At 75.9% G+C, this 17,355-nt stretch carries 19 protein-coding genes; 13 read left to right on the forward strand and 6 right to left on the reverse strand.

What is annotated here, in order from left to right:
• Positions 1-80 precede the first annotated feature (80 nt).
• Both F1641_RS03935 and F1641_RS03940 read left to right on the forward strand, forming a co-directional pair.
• Entirely contained in the window at positions 81-683 is a 603-nt protein-coding gene (locus F1641_RS03935; RefSeq protein WP_194903085.1) for a DJ-1/PfpI family protein, read from the forward strand.
• Between the two features lie 231 nt (positions 684-914).
• Positions 915-1,253 carry a hypothetical protein gene (locus F1641_RS03940; RefSeq protein WP_194903086.1) on the forward strand — a complete coding sequence of 113 codons (339 nt, stop codon included), beginning with the start codon at positions 915-917 and terminating at the stop codon, positions 1,251-1,253.
• A gap of 15 nt (positions 1,254-1,268) precedes the next feature.
• Here the strand turns inward: F1641_RS03940 and F1641_RS03945 are convergent, their stop codons facing one another.
• Positions 1,269-1,580: a hypothetical protein gene (locus F1641_RS03945; protein WP_194903087.1), complete on the reverse strand. Its 312-nt coding sequence runs from the start codon at positions 1,578-1,580 to the stop codon at positions 1,269-1,271.
• A gap of 71 nt (positions 1,581-1,651) precedes the next feature.
• On the opposite strand from F1641_RS03945, the gene F1641_RS03950 reads away from it, so the two are divergent.
• The 6 genes from F1641_RS03950 to F1641_RS03975 all read left to right on the forward strand — a co-directional run bounded on the left by F1641_RS03950 (position 1,652) and on the right by F1641_RS03975 (position 7,784).
• Positions 1,652-2,440 (forward strand): metallophosphoesterase, encoded by a 789-nt coding sequence (locus F1641_RS03950; protein ID WP_194903088.1) that lies wholly within the window; start codon positions 1,652-1,654, stop codon positions 2,438-2,440.
• 79 nt (positions 2,441-2,519) lie between these two features.
• On the forward strand, positions 2,520-3,482 hold the full coding sequence (locus F1641_RS03955) for an ABC transporter substrate-binding protein (RefSeq protein WP_206690449.1): 963 nt from the start codon (positions 2,520-2,522) through the stop codon (positions 3,480-3,482).
• On the forward strand, positions 3,482-4,552 hold the full coding sequence (locus F1641_RS03960) for an iron ABC transporter permease (RefSeq protein ID WP_194903089.1): 1,071 nt from the start codon (positions 3,482-3,484) through the stop codon (positions 4,550-4,552). Before F1641_RS03955 ends, F1641_RS03960 begins: the two co-directional genes overlap by 1 nt.
• Positions 4,549-5,547, forward strand: coding sequence for an iron chelate uptake ABC transporter family permease subunit (locus tag F1641_RS03965; protein WP_194903090.1), 999 nt, complete (start codon positions 4,549-4,551; stop codon positions 5,545-5,547). Before F1641_RS03960 ends, F1641_RS03965 begins: the two co-directional genes overlap by 4 nt.
• A gap of 64 nt (positions 5,548-5,611) precedes the next feature.
• Positions 5,612-7,246: a DUF2252 family protein gene (locus F1641_RS03970; protein ID WP_206690450.1), complete on the forward strand. Its 1,635-nt coding sequence runs from the start codon at positions 5,612-5,614 to the stop codon at positions 7,244-7,246.
• A 43-nt stretch (positions 7,247-7,289) separates the two neighbouring features.
• Complete coding sequence (locus tag F1641_RS03975; RefSeq protein WP_194903378.1) at positions 7,290-7,784, forward strand: HIT domain-containing protein; 495 nt, start codon at positions 7,290-7,292, stop codon at positions 7,782-7,784.
• Here F1641_RS03975 and F1641_RS03980 read toward each other — a convergent pair.
• Positions 7,744-8,367 carry a LysE/ArgO family amino acid transporter gene (locus tag F1641_RS03980; RefSeq protein ID WP_194903377.1) on the reverse strand — a complete coding sequence of 208 codons (624 nt, stop codon included), beginning with the start codon at positions 8,365-8,367 and terminating at the stop codon, positions 7,744-7,746. The two genes, F1641_RS03975 and F1641_RS03980, sit on opposite strands and share 41 nt — an antisense overlap.
• 84 nt (positions 8,368-8,451) lie before the next feature.
• Between F1641_RS03980 and F1641_RS03985 the strand changes: the two genes are divergently transcribed.
• Together F1641_RS03985 and hisD are read left to right on the forward strand one after the other, a co-directional pair.
• Entirely contained in the window at positions 8,452-9,363 is a 912-nt protein-coding gene (locus F1641_RS03985) for an ArgP/LysG family DNA-binding transcriptional regulator (RefSeq protein WP_194903091.1), read from the forward strand.
• Positions 9,364-9,433: 70 nt separating this feature from the next.
• Positions 9,434-10,756 (forward strand): histidinol dehydrogenase, encoded by a 1,323-nt coding sequence (gene hisD / locus F1641_RS03990; RefSeq protein ID WP_194903379.1) that lies wholly within the window; start codon positions 9,434-9,436, stop codon positions 10,754-10,756.
• A 243-nt stretch (positions 10,757-10,999) separates the two neighbouring features.
• Here hisD and F1641_RS03995 read toward each other — a convergent pair whose 3' ends face one another.
• Positions 11,000-11,791, reverse strand: coding sequence for an SDR family oxidoreductase (locus tag F1641_RS03995; RefSeq protein WP_194903380.1), 792 nt, complete (start codon positions 11,789-11,791; stop codon positions 11,000-11,002).
• 195 nt (positions 11,792-11,986) lie between these two features.
• Between F1641_RS03995 and F1641_RS04000 the strand changes: the two genes are divergently transcribed.
• Positions 11,987-13,471 carry an NCS2 family permease gene (locus F1641_RS04000; protein WP_194903092.1) on the forward strand — a complete coding sequence of 495 codons (1,485 nt, stop codon included), beginning with the start codon at positions 11,987-11,989 and terminating at the stop codon, positions 13,469-13,471.
• 11 nt (positions 13,472-13,482) lie between these two features.
• Positions 13,483-14,058 (forward strand): RNA 2',3'-cyclic phosphodiesterase, encoded by a 576-nt coding sequence (gene thpR / locus F1641_RS04005; RefSeq protein ID WP_194903093.1) that lies wholly within the window; start codon positions 13,483-13,485, stop codon positions 14,056-14,058.
• 16 nt (positions 14,059-14,074) lie between these two features.
• Here thpR and F1641_RS04010 read toward each other — a convergent pair whose 3' ends face one another.
• The 3 genes from F1641_RS04010 to F1641_RS04020 are packed head-to-tail and all read right to left on the reverse strand — an operon-like array spanning position 14,075 to position 16,672.
• Positions 14,075-15,058: an ATP-binding cassette domain-containing protein gene (locus F1641_RS04010; RefSeq protein WP_194903094.1), complete on the reverse strand. Its 984-nt coding sequence runs from the start codon at positions 15,056-15,058 to the stop codon at positions 14,075-14,077.
• A complete protein-coding gene (locus F1641_RS04015) occupies positions 15,055-15,885 on the reverse strand; it encodes an ABC transporter permease (protein WP_194903095.1) in 831 nt (276 codons plus the stop codon). The genes F1641_RS04010 and F1641_RS04015 overlap by 4 nt, the downstream gene beginning before the upstream one ends.
• Positions 15,878-16,672 carry an ABC-2 family transporter protein gene (locus F1641_RS04020; RefSeq protein ID WP_194903381.1) on the reverse strand — a complete coding sequence of 265 codons (795 nt, stop codon included), beginning with the start codon at positions 16,670-16,672 and terminating at the stop codon, positions 15,878-15,880. The genes F1641_RS04015 and F1641_RS04020 overlap by 8 nt, the downstream gene beginning before the upstream one ends.
• Positions 16,673-16,956: 284 nt before the next feature.
• Here F1641_RS04020 and F1641_RS04025 point away from each other — a divergent pair, with 284 nt between their 5' ends.
• Positions 16,957-17,304, forward strand: a complete 348-nt coding sequence (locus tag F1641_RS04025) for a hypothetical protein (protein WP_194903096.1) — start codon at positions 16,957-16,959, stop codon at positions 17,302-17,304.
• Positions 17,305-17,355 lie beyond the last annotated feature (51 nt).

The raw sequence follows: 17,355 nt of genomic DNA on the forward strand, positions 1-17,355 counted from the left end.
CAGCCGCCGCCCCAGCGCCCGCACGGGTGCACCCGTGCGAGGTGCTGCCGCCGCGGCCGTCCGGCGGCCAGGATGACGGGGTGGTGCGACGGGTGGGTCTGCTGCTGTTCGACGAGGTCGAGGTGCTCGACGCCTGCGGGCCGTTCGAGGTGCTCTCGGTGGCGAACCGGGTGGCCGGGCGCGCCGGCGCCCCGGCGCCCTTCGAGGTGGTGCTGGTGGCCGCGGGCGACGACGCCTCGGGCGTGCGCGCCCGCGGCGGGCTCCGCCTCGGCGCCGACGTCCACGTGTCGGGCGCCCCCGACTGCGACGTGGTGCTCGTGCCCGGGGGAGTGGTCGACGCCGTCGCCGCCGACGCCGCGGTGCTCGCCTGGCTGCGCCGGTGCCGCCCGGGCGCCGAGGTGGTCGCGTCGGTGTGCACGGGAGCCTTCGTGCTCGCCGCCGCCGGGCTCCTCGACGAGCGGCCCGTCACCACCCACTGGGAGGACCTCGACGAGCTGCGCGCCGCCCACCCGGCGCTGGACGTGGTCGACGGCGTGCGCTTCGTCGACCACGGCGACCTCGCGACGAGCGCGGGCATCAGCGCCGGCCTCGACCTCGCCCTGCACCTGGTGGCCCGGCTCGCGGGCGACGACCTCGCCGTCGCCACGGCCCGGCAGATGGACTACGCCTGGGACGGTTCCTGACCCCGGCCGACGGGCCGCGGCGGAGGCGGTGGGTCGCCAGCGCTGCGACGGCGGTCAGGACGAGCAGGAGCAGCGCCGCTGTGGGTGACCCGGATGAGCACGTCGTCCACCCGACGGACAGGGGCGGGTGCCGGACCCGCCGATCGGGTACCCCTGGCCCGAACGATCAAGGACCAGCCGCCGGTGACGATCGAGAGGTCGAGGCACCACGCTGACGACGACGGAGGAAGCATGAGCATCGCGATCGGGTCCGGCGGCTCCCAGGGCGCGACCGTCGCCGGAGCCGGCGGCGGGTCGAGCGCCGAGCGCGCCTACCGCCAGGCCGTGAAGCAGATGGCGCAGGCGCAGCAGCAGCTGGCCGAGCACGCCCTGGAACACGCCGACGAGGACACGCTGAAGATGGACCAGCAGGCCGTCGACATGGCCGCGGCGGCCCTCTCCCAGGCGATGACGGCGATGGCGAAGGAGCAGCAGGAGGCTGCGGACGCGAAGGCCGAGCCGCCCGTCGCGCCCGGCGCCAGGCCCGTTGCGCTCGGGGCGGCCCCGACGGCCGTGGACGCCTACGCCTGAGGGCTCGCGCCCGCCTCAGGGCTCCAGGTAGGTGACCTCGAGGCCGAGCTGCTGCGCGTAGTCGATCTCCCGGCTGGTGCTGCTGCCGACGTGGCCGCCGACGTTGATGACGTGGATGCGCTGGCTGAGGTCGATCTTGCGCAGGTGCAGCGCGTCGAGGTCGGCCTTGACCGGCGAGGTCTCGTCGAGCCCCTCCTCGTGCCCGAACATCCCCACGCTGAGCACGATGCGCCCCTCCAGCGTCAGGCGCCGCTGCTCCCGCTCGAAGGCGTCGCGGAAGCGGGTGGAGCCGCACAGGGTCACCACCTCGGGGGAGTCGTCGGCCACGTGCCCATCTTGGGGGCCCGCGGCCCGGTGGCCCCGCACCGGCCGTCAGCGGGGTGGGAGAAGGTGGGGGAGTGGTGCGCATCGCCGTCGTCTCCGACGTCCACGGCAACCTGACCGCCTACCGCGCGGTGCTCGACGACGCCGAGCGCCGCGGCGCCGACGTCGTCCTCAACCTCGGTGACGTGGCCGGCAAGGGACCGCGCGGCTCCGCCTGCGTGGCCCTCACCCGGGAGCGCTGCGCGCTGACGGTGAAGGGCAACTGGGAGGTGGTGCTCTCCGAGGACGCGCGCCGCCTCACCCGCCCCGGCATGCAGTGGTGGCGCGGTGAGCTCACGGACGACGACCGCGCCTGGATGCGCTCGCTGCCCCTGGCCCACCACCTGCGGCTGTCGGGCCGCCTGGTGCGCTTCGTGCACGCCTCCACCGACAGCCCGTTCACGCGCATCTGGCGCCACCACAGCCAGGCGGAGTTCGACTCGTTCTTCGCCACCACGCCCCTGACGGGGGAGGGGCCCGCACCCGACGTCGTCGTCTACGGCGACCTCCACCACGCCTACAGCGAGGTCATCGGCGGGCGGACGCTCATCAACTGCGGCTCGGCGGGCAACCCCCTCGACGAGGACCCGCAGCTGTCGTACCTGCTCCTGGAGGGCGAGGGGGACGACGACGGCGGCGGGGCGCACCCCGCGCCGTTCGCGTACCAGTTCGTGCGCGTGCCCTACGACGTCGACGCCGAGGTGGCGGCCGCCCGCGCGGTGTCGATGCCGCTCACCGAGGCGTACGAGGTGGAGCTGCGCACGGGGGTGTACCGCTCCCTGCACGCCGAGCGCGGGCTGCGCACGCCGACGGTGGACGGCTGACGGCTGTCGCCCCTGCTTTGCCACCCGGTGACGATCACCTCTAGGTTAGGAGAGCCTCACCTCACCTCGGGAGCCTCCTGTGACCACCCCTGCCCTGCGCCGCCCGGCGCTCGTCGCCGCCGCCCTGCTCGCCACGAGCGCCCTGCTGGGCGGCTGCTCCTCCGCGGGCACCTCCGCCTCCGCGGCCGGTTCCTCCGCTGCTGACCCGTCCTCGGCGGCCGGCTCCGGGACGCGCGCCGTCGAAGGGGCCCGCGGCACCACCGAGGTGCCTGCTGCGCCGCAGCGCGTGGTGGTGCTGGAGCCCGTGCAGCTCGACACCGCCGTGGCGCTCGGCGTGGTGCCCGTCGGCGCGGCCGTCGTCAGCGCGACCGCCGGTGTGCCCGCCTACCTGGGCGTCGGTGACCGCGTGGAGCCGGTCGGCACGGTGAGCGAGCCCGACCTCGAGGCCATCGCCGCGCTCGCGCCGGACCTGGTCCTCGGCACGGAGGCGCGGCACTCGGAGCTGTACGACCAGCTGTCGCAGATCGCCCCCACGGTCTTCCAGGGGTCGCAGACCGACCCCTGGCAGGACAGCGTCCGCCTGGTCGGCGAGGCCCTCGGCGAGGCCGAGGCGGCCACCGCTGCGCTGGCGGAGTACACCGACCGCTGCGAGCAGGTCCGCACTGCGCACCCCACCGACGGGACGACCGCGCAGCTCGTCCGCCCGCGCGACGAGACCACCCTCAGCCTCTACAGCCCCACCTCGTTCGCCGGCAGCACCATCGAGTGCGTCGGGCTGACCATCCCCGAGCGCGAGTGGGCGCAGGGCATCCAGACGGACATCTCCCCGGAGCAGGTCAGCCAGGCGGCGGCCGACCTGGTGCTCGTCACCGCCGCGGACCCCGCCGACCCCGCCGCGGTCCCCGCGGCCATCACCGCGAACGCCGCCGACTTCCCGCGCGTCGTGCCCGTCGACACCAGCTGGTGGATCTCCGGGGTCGGACCGCTCGGGGGGCAGAAGGTCCTCGACGACCTCGACAGGATCCTCAGCGCGGGCTCCTGATGCCCGCTCGCTCGCTGGAGGCCGCTGCGCCGTCGTCGTCCGGGGCGGACCGAGGACGACGACGGCGCGCCCCGCTGCTCGTCGTCCTGCTCGCGGGACTCGCCGCGCTGCTCCTGGCGGTGGTCCTGTCCCTGGCCGTCGGCGCCAAGCCGCTCGTGCCCGCCGTCGTGCTGGACGCGCTCGCCGGGCGCGGCACCGCGGAGGCCGACTACGTCATGGGGCTGCGGCTGCCCCGGACGGCCGCCGCCGTGCTCGCCGGCGCCGCGCTCGCGGTGGCCGGCGCGCTGGTGCAGGGCCTCACGCGCAACCCCCTGGCCGACCCGGGCCTGCTGGGCGTGAACGCCGGTGCGGCCTTCGCCGTGGCGCTCGGGGTGGCGCTGCTCGGCCTCAGCGACCCGTGGTCGGTCCTCTGGCTGGCCCTCGGCGGTGCCTGCGTCCTGAGCGCCGCCGTCGTCGTGGTGGGCGGGGTCGGCAGCGCCAGCGGCGGGAGTGGCGGCGGCCGCGGGGGTGACCCGCTGCGGCTGGTGCTCGCGGGCGTGGCGCTGGGGGCGGCGCTGTCGGGCGTGACCACGGGCCTCGTGCTCAGCGACCCCGACGCCTTCGACCGGATGCGCAGCTGGAACGCCGGCTCCGTGCTCGGGCGCGGCTGGGACGTGCTCGCTCCTGCGGTGCCGTTCGTGCTCGCCGGGCTGGTGGTCGCCGCCGCGTGCGGCCGCGGGCTCGACGCCCTCGCCCTCGGCGACGACCTCGCCCGCTCCCAGGGCGTGCGGACCGGGCGGCTGCGCCTGGCCGTGGTGGCCGCCGTGACGCTCCTCGCCGGGGCGGCCACCGCGGTGGCGGGGCCGCTGGTCTTCGTCGGCCTGGTGGCGCCGCGCCTGGCGCGCTGGCTGGTGGGTCCGCACCAGGGGCGGCTGCTGGTCGTGTGCCTGCTGCTCGGGCCGGTGCTCGTGCTGCTCGCCGACGTGCTCGGCCGGGTGCTGCTCCCACCCGCTGAGGTGCCGGTGGGCGTGGTCGTCGGGGTGGTCGGAGCGCCCCTGCTCATCGCCGTGGCGCGGCGGAGCACCCGGTGAGCGCGGTCTCGGGGCTGCGCCGCCGCTCGCGCAGCGCCGTGGTCGGCGCGGTGCTCGCCGTCGTCGTCGTGGTCCTGCTGCTCGTGAGCCTGGGGCTGGGGCAGTTCCGGCTCTCGCCGGTGCAGGTCCTGCAGGCGCTGGCCGGCGACGGGCTGGGGCACGTGGTGGTGGTGCAGTGGCGGCTGCCGCGCGCGCTGGCAGCCGTGGTGCTCGGGTTCGGGCTGGCCGTGGCCGGAGCGCTGTTCCAGACCGTCACGCGCAACCCGCTGGCCAGTCCCGACGTGGTGGGGCTCGCCCACGGCGCCTTCACCGGGGTGCTCGTGGCGCTCGCGGCCGGGGCGGGCAGCTGGGTGGTGCTCACGGCCAGCGCCGTGGCGGGCGGGCTGGCCGTCGCGGTGGCCGTGTGGCTGCTCGCCAGCGGCGGGGTGGTCGGCGGGCTGCGCCTCGTGGTGGTCGGCGTCGGGGTCGCGGCGCTGCTCGCGTCGGTGAACACGTGGCTGCTGCTGCAGGTCGAGCTCGACGTCGCGATGTCCGCCTCGGCGTGGGGCGCCGGGTCGCTGAACGGCGTCACCGCGGTGCAGACCGCGCCCGCCGCGGCGCTCACGACGGTGCTCGTGGTGGGGGCGCTGGCCCTGTCGCGGTCGCTGCGGCAGATCGACCTGGGCGACGACGTCGCCGCCGCCACCGGGGTGCGCGTCCCGGCCGTGCGGACCGCTGCGCTGCTCCTCGGGGTGCTGCTGGTGTGCGTGGCGACCGCGGTGGTGGGGCCGGTGGCGTTCGTGGCGCTGGTCGCCCCGCACGTGGCGCGGCGGCTGGCCCGCACCCCGCACCAGCCGCTGCTGCTGTCCGGCGCTGCGGGGGCGCTGCTCCTGCTGGTCTCCGACGTGGTCGCCCAGCACGCCCTGCCGGTGCCGCTGCCCGCCGGTGTGGTGACGGTCTCCCTCGGCGGCGCCTACCTCGTGCACCTCGTGGCGCGCGAGGTGCGGCGGCGCTGAGCGGGTCCGCCGGGCCGCGCGGTCACGGGGTGCGGGTGGTCATCGGCGGCGGTACACCAGTGCGGTGATCGACTCCGCCGACGGCCTCGACGGCACCTCCACCCTCTCCACGGCCACCCGCGAGGAGCTCTACCAGCTCGCGCGCCGCCGCGGCCTGCGCGTGACCCGCCGTCAGACGCGGGCGTCGCTGCTGGAGGTGCTGACCTCCGAGCGCCCGGACGACGCCGGCGCCCCGGGCGAGCCCGACCACGGCGGTGACGGCGAGCCGCATGCAGCCTCCCGCGTGGAGGCGTTCACGCTGCTCGCCCGGCGGCGGGCCGCGGGGGAGATGGTGCTGCTGCCCCGCCAGCTGGTCGGCTCGGACCGCCGCATCCACGTGCGCCAGACCATCCGCGAGGACCACCAGACCCGCATCGCCACCCACGACGAGGAGGCCCGCGAGAAGTTCACCAAGCTCGCCGCCTCGCCGTTCATGTTCTTCCGCGGCACGGCGCTGCTCTTCTACCGCGACATGGCGGGCGAGGACCCCTGGATGCCGACGGTCCTGTCGGCCGGTGACGTGCACCCCGACAACTTCGGCGTCGTGCCCAACCGCGACGACGTGCCCGTCTTCGGCATCGACGACTACGACGAGGCCGCCTACGCCCCCTTCACCTGGGACCTCAAGCGCGGCGCGACCGGCTTCATGGTCGCGGCGGAGTCCGAGGGCGCCAAGGGCTGCCGCAGCGCCGGGCACCAGCGCTCGGTGGCCGAGGCGTTCGTGCGCGGCTACAGCGACGCGGTGCGCGAGTACGCCGCCGACTCCTCCGAGGCCTTCGACGAGCTGCGGCGCGACAACGCCCCGCCGCTCGTCGCCGCGCTGCTCGACCACGCCGTCCGCGGCTCCCGCGCGGAGTACCTGACCCGCAAGTACCTCGACGCCACCGGCCGGCGCTTCGCCCCCAGCAAGAAGATCGTGCCGGTCACCAGCCGCCTGGAGGAGTTCCAGGAGCTCGTCGACAGGTACGTGCGCGAGAACGCCATCGAGGTGCCGCCCCGCGCCGACGGGATGCGCGTCAAGGACGTCGCCGTCCGCAAGGGGCAGGGCACCGCCTCCCTCGGGCTCGCCCGCTACTACCTGCTCGTCGGCGGCGACGCCCCCGACGGCACCGACGACCTGCTCCTGGAGGTCAAGCAGGCCCGGCGCTCGGCGCTCGCCGGTCTCGTGCCGCCCTCGGACATCAGCCCCGACGACCACGAGGACCACGCCGACCCCTCCATCGGCGGCGACGACGCCGACGGCGGTGCGGCCGCCCGCCACGGGGCCCGCATCGCCCACGCGCAGCGGGTCGCGATGGTCAACGGCGGGGTCTTCTACGGCAGCGTCCAGCACGACGGCGACAGCTACCTCGTGCGCGAGCGGAGCTGGTACCGCGACGGCGTGGAGCTGGGCTCCCTCAGCGCCCGGGAGTGGCACGACTACGCCCGCGTCTGCGGACGGGTGCTGGCCAACCTCCACGCCCGCTCCGACGAGGCGGGCCGCGTCGACCACGACGTCGAGCCGGAGATCCTCTCGGCGATGGCCCCGCTGGACCTCTTCGTGGAGGACGTCGTGGACTTCGCCGCCGAGGCCGCTGACCGGGTCCGCGCCGACCACGCCACCTACCGGCGCGACCACGCCCACGGGGCGTTCTCGAAGGTCGACCTGGTCTACCGCTGAGCGGTCGGCTGCTGGGCCGCTGGTTGGATCGGGGCTCGTGGACGTGACTGACGGCTGGCGGTCTGACCGGGTGGCTCCGGCCCTGCGCGGGGAGGACCCGAGCGTGGTCGCGCGCGTGCCGGGTGGCTTCGCGACCATGGGCGCCCCGCAGTTCCTCCCCGGCTACTGCGTGCTGCTGACGGACGACCCGGCGGCCACGCGGCTGTCCGACCTCGCGCCGGCGGCCCGCCGGGACTACCTCGACAGCGTCGCCGCCCTCGCCGAGGCCGTGGAGGTCGCGTGCGCGGCCGCCGACCCCGCCTTCCGGCGCGTCAACATCGAGATCCTCGGGAACCACAGCCCCCACCTGCACACCCACGTCTGGCCCCGCTACGGCTGGGAGCCGGCCGAGGTGGTCCAGCGCCCGGTGTGGGTCTACCCGGTGGAGCGCTGGCACGACCCGGCCACCGCCCTCGGGTCCCAGCACGACGCGCTGCGCCGAGCCATCGCGCAGCGCCTCACAGGCCCAGGAGCAGGGACACCGCCAGCGCGGCCATGACGACGGCGATCACGCCGTCGAGCACGCGCCACGCCGCCGGGCGGGCGAACAGCGGGCGCAGCAGCCGGGCGCCGAAGCCGAGGGCGGTGAACCACAGGACGCTCCCCGCGCCCGCCCCGGCGGCGAACCACCAGCGCTCCTCGCCGTGCGTGCTGGCGATCGACCCGAGCAGCACCACCGTGTCGAGGTACACGTGGGGGTTCAGCCACGTCAGGGCCAGGCACGTGGCGAGCGCCGCGGGCAGCGCCGCGCCGGTGCCCGCCGTGCTGGTGCGCAGCGCGGCGTCGTCGCCCGGGCGGAGTGCGCGGCGCGCGGCGAGCACGGCGTAGCCGCCGAGGAACAGCGCCCCCGCCACCCGGACCAGCACGAGCGCCGGCGGCCACGCCTCCAGGGCCGCCCCCGCGCCGGCGACCCCGGCGACGATGAGCGCGAGGTCGGACAGCGCGCACACCGCGACGACGGCGAGCACGTGCTCGCCCCGCAGGCCCTGCCGGAGCACGAAGGCGTTCTGGGCGCCGATGGCCACGATGAGGGAGAGGCCGAGGCCGAGGCCGGAGGCCGCAGCGAGCACGTGCGCGTCGATCACGGGGACGACGCTAGGCAGACGGCCTGGTGCAGTCCAGCAACACCTGGTGAAGTTGGTGAAGCAGCGCTTAACATCTGCGGCGTGGACCTCGACCTGGGCCAGCTGCGGGCGCTCGCCGCCGTCGTCGACGCGGGCACCCTCGACGCCGCCGCCAAGCGCCTGCACGTCACCACGTCAGCCGTCAGCCAGCGCCTGCGCGCCCTGGAGAGCGCCACCGGCCGGGTGCTGCTCGTGCGGTCGCGACCCGTGCGGGTGACCCCGTCGGGGGAGGAGGTGCTGCGCCTGGCGCGGCAGGTCGAGCTGCTCGTGGCCGACACCGCCTCGGCCCTGGACGGCACCGGGGAGGCGGCGGGCGCCGTCGTCGCGCGGCCGCCGGTGCTGCCGCTGGCCGTGAACGCCGACTCCCTGGCCACGTGGGTGCTCCCGGCGCTCGCGCACCTGGCCGGGCCGGACGCCGAGGTGTGCCTCGACCTGCGCCGCGAGGACCAGGCGCACACCGCGCGCCTCCTGCGCGACGGCACCGTCATGGGCGCCATCACCGCCGACGCCGAGCCCGTGCCCGGGTGCTCGGCGGTCGCGCTGGGGTCGATGCGGTACCTGCCGGTGGCGACCCCCGAGGTGGCGGCGCGGTGGCGGCGCGACCCGGCGGGCGCGCCCGTGGTGGTGTTCGACCGCGACGACGACCTGCAGGACGACTGGCTCGCGGCCCACCTCCCCGCCGGGGTGCGCGTCGACCCGCCGCGCCACCACGTGCCGGCGTCGGTCGACTTCTCCGAGGCGGTGGCCCTGGGCTGGGGGTGGGGGCTGCTGCCGCAGGTGCACGCCGCAGCGGGGCTGGCCTCCGGCGGCCTGGTGCTGCTGGACGAGGTGCCGGTCGACGTCCCGCTGTTCTGGCAGCAGTGGAAGCTGCGCAGCCCGGCGCTGGACGCGGCCGCCTCCGCACTGCGCGCCGCCGCCCGGACCGCCCTCGTCCCACCCCCACCCCGTCCATGATCACGGGGCAAGGGGAGCGGGGCGAATAGGCTTGCGCCCCGTGACCAGCGCGACCCCCGCCCCCGTGACGATGCGACGCCTCGACCTGCGGGGCCAGCACGCCGACGCGCGCGAGCTCCGCAGCCGCATGCCCCGCGCCGAGGTCGACGTCGAGGCCGCGCTCGCCGTCGTCCGGCCCGTGGTCGACCAGGTCCGCGAGGGCGGCGCCGACGCCGTCCGCGACCTGGGTGAGCGCTTCGACGGCGTCCGCGTCACCGACCTGCGCGTCCCCGCAGCGGCCCTGACCGAGGCGCTCGAGGCCCTCGACCCGGCCGTGCGCGCCGCGCTGGAGGAGTCGATCCGCCGCAGCCGGCTCGTCCACGCCGACCAGCGCCGCACCGACGTGGTGACGCAGGTGGTCGACGGCGGCACCGTCACCGAGCGCTTCGTGCCCGTCCAGCGCGTGGGCCTGTACGTCCCCGCCGGCGTGGCGCCGCTGCCCAGCAGCGTGGTGATGAACGTCGTCCCGGCGCAGGAGGCCGGCGTGGAGAGCCTCGCCGTCACCACCCCGCCCCGCCGCGGCACCGGCCCGGACGCCGCCCTGCCCGACCCGACCATCCTCGCCGCGTGCGCCCTCCTCGGGGTCGACGAGGTCTACGCCGTCGGCGGCGCCCAGGCCGTCGCGATGCTCGCCCTCGGCGCCCGCGAGGCCGACGGCTCCCAGGCCTGCCCGCCCGTCGACATGGTCACCGGCCCCGGCAACATCTACGTCACCGCCGCCAAGCGCCTGCTGCGCGGCGTCATCGGCACCGACGCCGAGGCCGGGCCCTCCGAGGTCGCCGTCCTCGCCGACGACACCGCCGACCCCGAGCACGTCGCCGCCGACCTCGTCAGCCAGGCCGAGCACGGCGAGGCCTCCGCCGCCGTGCTGGTCACCGACAGCGCGGCCCTGGCCGACGCCGTCGACGAGGCGCTCGCCCGCCGCGTGCCCGCCACCCGCCACGGGGCCCGGGTCGCCGTCGCGCTGGCCGGGCCGCAGTCGCTGGTCGTGCTGGTGGACGACGTCGAGGCGGGCCTCGCCGTCGTCGACGCGTACGGGTCCGAGCACCTCGAGATCCAGACCCGCGACGCAGCCGCCGTCGCGGCGCGGGTGCGCAACGCCGGCGCCGTCTTCGTGGGGCCCTACGCGCCGGTGTCGCTGGGCGACTACTGCGCCGGCTCCAACCACGTGCTGCCCACGGGCGGCACGTGCTCGCACACCGCGGGGCTGAGCGTCGCGACGTTCCTGCGCGGCATCCACGTGGTCGAGTACTCGAAGGCCGCGCTCGCCGACGTCGCCCCGCACGTGCTGGCGCTCTCCGGCGCCGAGGACCTGCCCGCCCACGGCGAGGCGGTCTCCGCGCGCCTGACCTGACGCGCAGCCCCTCCGGACCGCAGCCGAGCGCCTGGTTGCGGTTCTTGGCCCTTGGTGGATCGCAGTCGAGCGCCTGGTTGCGGTTCTTGGCCCTTGGTGGATCGCAGTCGAGCGCCTGGTTGCGGTTCTTGGCCCTTGGTGGATCGCAGCCGAGCGCCTGGTTGCGGTTCCTGGCCCCTGGTGGACCGCAGCCGAGCGCCTGGGTGCGGTCCACCAGGGGCAGGGGGCAGGGGGCAGGGGCGGCTAGAGGATCGGACGGCCGCCGGTCACCGCGATGCGGGCGCCGCTGATGTAGCTGCCCTCGTCGGAGGCCAGCAGCACGTACACCGGCGCGAGCTCCGCCGGCTGCCCGACCCGGCCCAGCGGGGTCTCCTCCCCGAAGTGCTCGACCTTCTCCTCCGGCATCGTCGAGGGGATCAGCGGCGTCCAGATGGGCCCCGGCGCCACGGAGTTGGCGCGGATGCCCCGGTCACCCAGCAGCTGGGCCATCGACGCCGTCATGTTGGCGATCGCCGACTTCGTCGCCGCGTACGGCAGCAGCTGCGGCGAGGGGTTGTCCGAGTTCACGCTGGAGGAGCCGATGATCGACGAGCCCGGCCCCAGGTGCGGCAGCGCCGCCTTGGTGAGGTGGAAGAACGCCGAGAGGTTGGTGGCGATGGTGCGGTCCCACTCCTCGTCCGGCGTCTCCTCGAGGGAGTCGCGGCTCATCTGGAAGGCGGCGTTGCTGACCAGGACGTCGATCCCGCCGAGCTCCTCGAAGGCTCGGGCGATGACGGCGCGGCAGTGCGCCGGGTCGCCCAGGTCGCCGGGCACCAGCACGCAGCGCCGTCCGGCCTCCTCGACCCAGCGCTGGGTCTCGGCGGCGTCGTCGTGCTCGTCCAGGTACGACACCAGGACGTCGGCGCCCTCCCGGGCGTAGGCGATGGCGACGGCGCGGCCAATGCCGCTGTCACCGCCGGTGATGACCGCCCTCTTGCCGGTGAGGCGCCCGGAGCCGCGGTAGCTCTGCTCGCCGTGGTCGGGGGCGGGGTCCATGGCGCCGGTGGTTCCGGGCACGGACTGCTGCTGCGGGGGCTGGGACACGGGGGCCTCCTCGAGGAGCGACCGGAGGCCGGAGTCTCGACCCGCTGCGACCGACGTACCCCGCTGCGTGACCGGCACGCGCTCCGCAGGTCACGACTCGGCGGCGGGGGCGCCGATCACGCCGCGGCCAGGGCAGAATCCGCCCACGTGTCCGAACCCGCACCCTCCTCCAGCAGCACGCGCGAGCACCCCGGCCCCCAGGGCCGCGGCGGGCTCGACCGCTACTTCTCCATCAGCCAGCGCGGCTCGACCGTCGGGCGCGAGGTCCGCGGCGGCTTCGCCACCTTCTTCACGATGGCGTACATCGTCGTCCTGAACCCCCTGATCATCGGGACGGCGGCCGACGTCGACGGCACCGTGCTCGGCGTGCCCGCGGTCGCCGCGGCGACGGCCCTCGTGGCGGGCGTCATGACCCTCCTGATGGGCGTGGTCGGCAAGTACCCCTTCGCCATCGCCGCCGGCCTCGGGCTCAACGCCTTCGTCGCCTTCTCCGTGGCCAGCCAGATGACGTGGGCCGAGGCCATGGGCCTGGTGGTCATCGAGGGCATCGTCATCACGGTCCTGGTGCTCACCGGCTTCAGGACGGCGGTGTTCCGGGCCGTCCCCGCGCAGCTCAAGACCGCGATCGGCGTCGGCATCGGCCTGTTCATCGCGCTGATCGGCTTCGTCGACTCGGGCTTCGTCCGCACCCCGGCCGGCGGCGGCACGCCGCTGGAGCTCGGCGTGGGCGGCAGCCTCACGGGCTGGCCCACCGTCACGTTCGTGGTCGGCCTGCTGCTCACCCTGGTGCTGATGGCGCGCAAGGTGAAGGGCGCGATCCTCATCGGCATCATCTCGGCCACCGTGTTCGCCGTCGTCGTCGAGGCCGTCACCGGCACCGGCCCGCGCACCGCGGCCGACGGCGCCACCAACCCCTCGGGCTGGAGCCTGGTGGTGCCGACGCTGCCCGAGCAGCTGGTCGGCACCCCCGACCTGTCGCTGCTGGGCGCGTTCGACCTGCTCGGCGGGTTCGCCCGCGTCGGCGTGGTGGCCGCGGTCCTCGTGGTGTTCACGCTCGTCCTCGCCGACTTCTTCGACACCGTCGGCACCGTGACCGGCGTCGGCGCCGAGGCGGGCCTGCTCGACGAGGACAAGCAGCTGCCCGGCGTGCAGCGCGTCCTCCTGGTCGACTCCGTCGCCGCGGCGGCGGGCGGCCTGAGCTCGACGTCGTCGAACACCACGTTCGTCGAGTCGGCCGCCGGCGTCGGCGAGGGGGCGCGCACCGGTCTGGCGAGCGTCGTCACCGGCGTGCTCTTCCTGCTGGCGGTCTTCTTCACGCCGCTGGTCGAGGTCGTGCCCTTCGAGGCCGCCTCGCCCGCGCTCGTCGTCGTCGGGTTCCTCATGGCCACGCAGGTCCGCTCGCTCGACTGGAGCGACGTGAGCCTCGCGGTGCCGGCGTTCCTGACGATCGTCGTCATGCCGTTCACGTACTCGATCAGCAACGGCATCGGCGCGGGCCTCGTGTCGTACGCGCTGCTCATGGCCGTGACCGGGCGCGCCAGGAAGGTGCACCCGCTGCTGTGGCTGCTGGCCGCGCTGTTCGTCGTGTACTTCGCGATCGCGCCGATCGAGTCGCTCCTGAACGTCCGCTGACCCCTCGCCCCGTGCGCCTCTTCGTCTCGCTGACCCCGCCCCTCGAGGCGGTGCAGACGGTGGCTGACGCCGTCACCGAGCTGGGGCGGGTGCCGGGCGTGCGGTGGTCGCCGCCGCACCGGTGGCACGTCACGCTGGCCTTCCTCGGGGAGGTCGACGCCGTCGGCGTGCCTCCGCTCGCACGGGCGCTGGCCGCGGCCGCGGCGGCTCACGAGCCGCCGCGGCTGCGCCTGGCCGGCACCGGGTGCTTCGGCGACCGGGTGCTGTGGGCCGGAGTGGCCGGCGACCTCGACCGGCTGTCGGCGCTGGCCGCCGCGGTGGCCCACGCCGGGCGCAGCGCCGGGGCCGTCGGCGAGTCCGCTGAGCCGGGCGAGCAGGCGTACCGCCCGCACGTCACCCTGGCGCGCGCCGCCGGGCGGGGCGCGGGTGGCGAGCTGCCGCGCCTGGCGGAGCAGCTGGCGGCGCAGCTGGCGCACCTCAGCGGCCCGACGTGGACGGCGCGCGAGGTGCAGCTCGTGCAGAGCCACGCCTCCGACGGGCGCTACGAGGTGCTGGAGAGCTTCGCGCTGGGTGGCGGAAGCCCATGATCACGGTGGGGTGGGCTCACCGGCCACCGGCCGCGTAGATGCGGCGGACGACGTCCTCCACGTCGGGCTCCTCCACGGACAGGTCGCGCACCTCCACGCGCTCGCTCACCGCGGAGAGCACGGCGGCCGCCGTCGTCGCGGCGTCGTCGAAGGCGAGCCGCTGGCGCAGGCCGCCGCCCTCGCTGCCCAGGTGCTCGGCGTGCGGGACGCCGAGCAGGTCGGGGGCGGGAGCGGCCAGGTCGACCACGAGCACCCGCCGCGCCCCGACGGTCTTCGACAGCCCCGCCAGCGAGCCGTCGTAGGCCAGGCGCCCGCGGTCGACCAGCAGCACCCGCTCGCACAGCCGCGAGACGTCGCCCATGTCGTGCGTGGTCAGCAGCAGCGTGGTGCCGTGCGCGGCGCGCTCCGCGAGCAGGAACTCCCGCAGCCGCTGCTTGCTGAGGACGTCGAGGCCGATCGTCGGCTCGTCGAGCACCAGCAGGGCGGGGGAGTGCAGCAGCGCCGCCGCGACCTCGCCGCGCATCCGCTGCCCGAGCGACAGCTGCCGCACCGGCGTCGCGAGGAACTCGCCCAGCTCCAGGCGCTCCACGAGCTCCGCGGTGCGCTCGCGCTCGCGCTGCGGCGACAGCGAGTGCACCGCCGCGAGGATCCGGTACGACTCCGCCAGCGGCAGGTCCCACCACAGCTGCGACCGCTGCCCGAAGACGACGCCGAGGCGGCGGGCCAGCTCGCGGCGCTGCCGCACGGGCTCCAGCCCGCAGGTGCGGACCGTCCCGGCGCTCGGCACGAGGATGCCGGCGAGCATCTTGATGGTCGTCGACTTGCCCGCGCCGTTGGCGCCGATGTACCCGACCGACTCCCCGGCGCCGACGGTCAGCGTCAGGCCGTCGACCGCGGTGACCTCCTTGCGCGCGAAACCCCTGCTGCGCACGCGGAAGCGCCGGGTCAGCCCCGCCACCTCGATCGCCGTCGTCCCGCTCGCGCTGCTCGCGGTGGTCATCCGCCGCCCCCCTGGTAGTGCCGCACCCCGGTCCGCCACGCCAGCAGCGCGACCGCCCACGTCCACACCGCCGCGAGCGGGGCCAGCCAGCCCAGCCACGACGGCAGCCACTCCGCGCCGGGCAGCCCCAGCAGCGCCACCACCGGCAGGTAGGCGGTGAAGGCGATCGGCACCGCGAACCCGAACAGCGCCACCAGCGGCTTGCCCCACACCGACGCCGGCTGCGTCGCGGCGTAGCGCCCGCCGTAGACGACGGCGTTCGTCATCTCCGAGGCGTCGACGAGGAAGAACTGCACCCCCGCCGCCGCGACGAACAGCCCGGCGAACGTGAGCGTGCTGGCGACGAGGACGACGACGAGGAACGCCACCACCAGCGGCGACCAGGCGATGTCGTTCACGGCGAGCCCGACGACGAGGGCGGTGAGCCCCACCCCGATGCGCGTGACGCGGCGCACGCTGATCTCGCTGGTCACCAGCTGGGCGAGCAGCGGCTGCGGGCGCAGGTAGAAGACGTCGAGGGTCCCGGCGCGCAGGTAGCGGGGGAGCGTGTCGACGTGCCCGACGAACAGGTCGGCGGTGCTGAAGGCGGTGTCGGCGATGCCGAAGACGAGCAGCACGGCGGCGAGGTCGAGGCCGCCGAGCGCGTCGACCGAGCGGTACAGCACCCAGATCTCGGCGAGCTCGACCAGCCCGATGAGCACCGAGCTGGCCAGGTCGAGCGCGAAGCTGCCGCGGTAGCTGGTCTGGGCGCGCACCCGGCTGGCGAGCACCGCGCGGTAGGGCCGCCACCAGCCCGTCCGCCCGCCGCGGAGGGCGGGGTCAGCCACCCTGCACCTCCAGGCGGCGGCGCCCGGCGCGCGTCATGAGGTGCCCGACGGCGAAGACCGCCGCCACCCACGCGACCTGGACCCCGACCACGCCGAGGGCCGCGGCGCCGTCGACCCGCCCCGAGATGACGTCGATCGGGACCTGCAGCAGCGACGGGAAGGGCGTGGCCAGCGCCAGCGCGTACAGCCACTGCGGGAAGAGCGTCACGGGGACGAACAGCCCCGCCAGGAACCCGGACACGATCATGTAGAGCACCTGGACGCCCCGGGTCTCGACCGTCCAGAAGCCGGTCGCCGCCACGAGGTAGACCAGCAGGAACGACAGCAGGACCGCCAGCAGCGCGCTGAGCAGGCCGAGGGCGAGGGTCGCCGGGTCGGTGGGCAGCCGCATCCCGCCGACCAGCACCCCCAGCACGATGATCGGCAGCCCGCGCGGCAGCAGCTGGAACAGCGCCCGGCCGACCTCCTGCGCCGTGGTGGCCGTCTGCACGTCGAGGGGGCGGAGCAGGTCGACGGCCACGCTGCCGTCCTTGATGCGGTCGGCCAGGTCGGTGCGGCCGAAGAGGTTCACCGAGCCGAGCAGCGCCTGGCTCAGCCAGGCGTAGGCGATGATCGCGGCCTCGTCGTACCCGCCGAGCTCGCCCCCGCCGGCCGCGACCGCGGCGGTGAGGACGCTGACCTTGAGGAAGCCGAACGTCACGTTGGCGACCAGGCCGCCGAGCGCCGCCCCGCGGTAGGCGGCGCCCCGGCGGAACCCCGAGGCCAGCAGGCGTCCGTGGACCCTCAGCCAGGTGCTGGCGGCGCCCCGCGGGAGGTCCTGCTCGGGCCCCCGGCGCTGGGGTCCCGGGGAGAGGCGCACGGTCGCAAGAACTTACCCGCGTCGGGCCCTCGCGCCAAGGGCCAGAGCTGCAGCGCGCAGGTCCGGTGGGTGGTGTCGCGCACCCAGCCCTCGCTCTCGCAGAGGGCCTGGGCCGCGGTGTTGGTGTGGGCGGCCTCGAGCACGGCGGTCGACGCCCCCGCCGCGCGCGCCGGGTGTTGCGTCGGCCAGGGGCCCGGCCGCACAGTGGCGGGATGCACTGGCAGGAGGACGCGGTGGTCGGGCGCCTGCGCGTGCTCGTCGCCGCCCTCGCCGTGGTGCTCGGGCCGCTGCTGCTCCTCGGCCCGTCGCTCGCCGACGGGCACGTCCTCGCCGGCGGCGCCCTGGTGGCCGCGGTGCTCGCCGGGTCCGCGCTGGCCGGGGGCCTCGCGGTGGCCGCCGCGCTCGTCGTCCTGCTCCTGTCCGGCCCGCCGCGCGCACCCGCTGCGGTGCGGTGGGAGGCCGACGTCGCCGTCCGCCTCGACGACAGGCCGGGACGCCCCGGCCGCACGCGCTCCCGGGCACCGGGCGCGGGGACCACCCCGCGCCGCCCCGCCACCTGACGAGCCTCCTGACGACTCGCCCGGCGGCCCGGCGCGGGGGACCCCACGTCC

The organism is Quadrisphaera sp. INWT6 (genome assembly GCF_015390235.1).
Classification (GTDB): Bacteria; Actinomycetota; Actinomycetes; order Actinomycetales; family Quadrisphaeraceae; genus Quadrisphaera.

Excerpts from the sequence above, each read along its gene's own strand:
- F1641_RS03940 (WP_194903086.1), top strand. The coding sequence starts at position 915 with ATGAGCATCGCGATCGGGTCCGGCGGCTCCCAGGGCGCGACCGTCGCC.
- F1641_RS03960 (WP_194903089.1), top strand. The coding sequence starts at position 3,482 with ATGCCCGCTCGCTCGCTGGAGGCCGCTGCGCCGTCGTCGTCCGGGGCG.
- hisD (WP_194903379.1), top strand. The coding sequence starts at position 9,434 with ATGCGACGCCTCGACCTGCGGGGCCAGCACGCCGACGCGCGCGAGCTC.
- F1641_RS03995 (WP_194903380.1), bottom strand. The coding sequence starts at position 11,791 with ATGGACCCCGCCCCCGACCACGGCGAGCAGAGCTACCGCGGCTCCGGG.
- F1641_RS04010 (WP_194903094.1), bottom strand. The coding sequence starts at position 15,058 with ATGACCACCGCGAGCAGCGCGAGCGGGACGACGGCGATCGAGGTGGCG.
- F1641_RS04025 (WP_194903096.1), top strand. The coding sequence starts at position 16,957 with ATGCACTGGCAGGAGGACGCGGTGGTCGGGCGCCTGCGCGTGCTCGTC.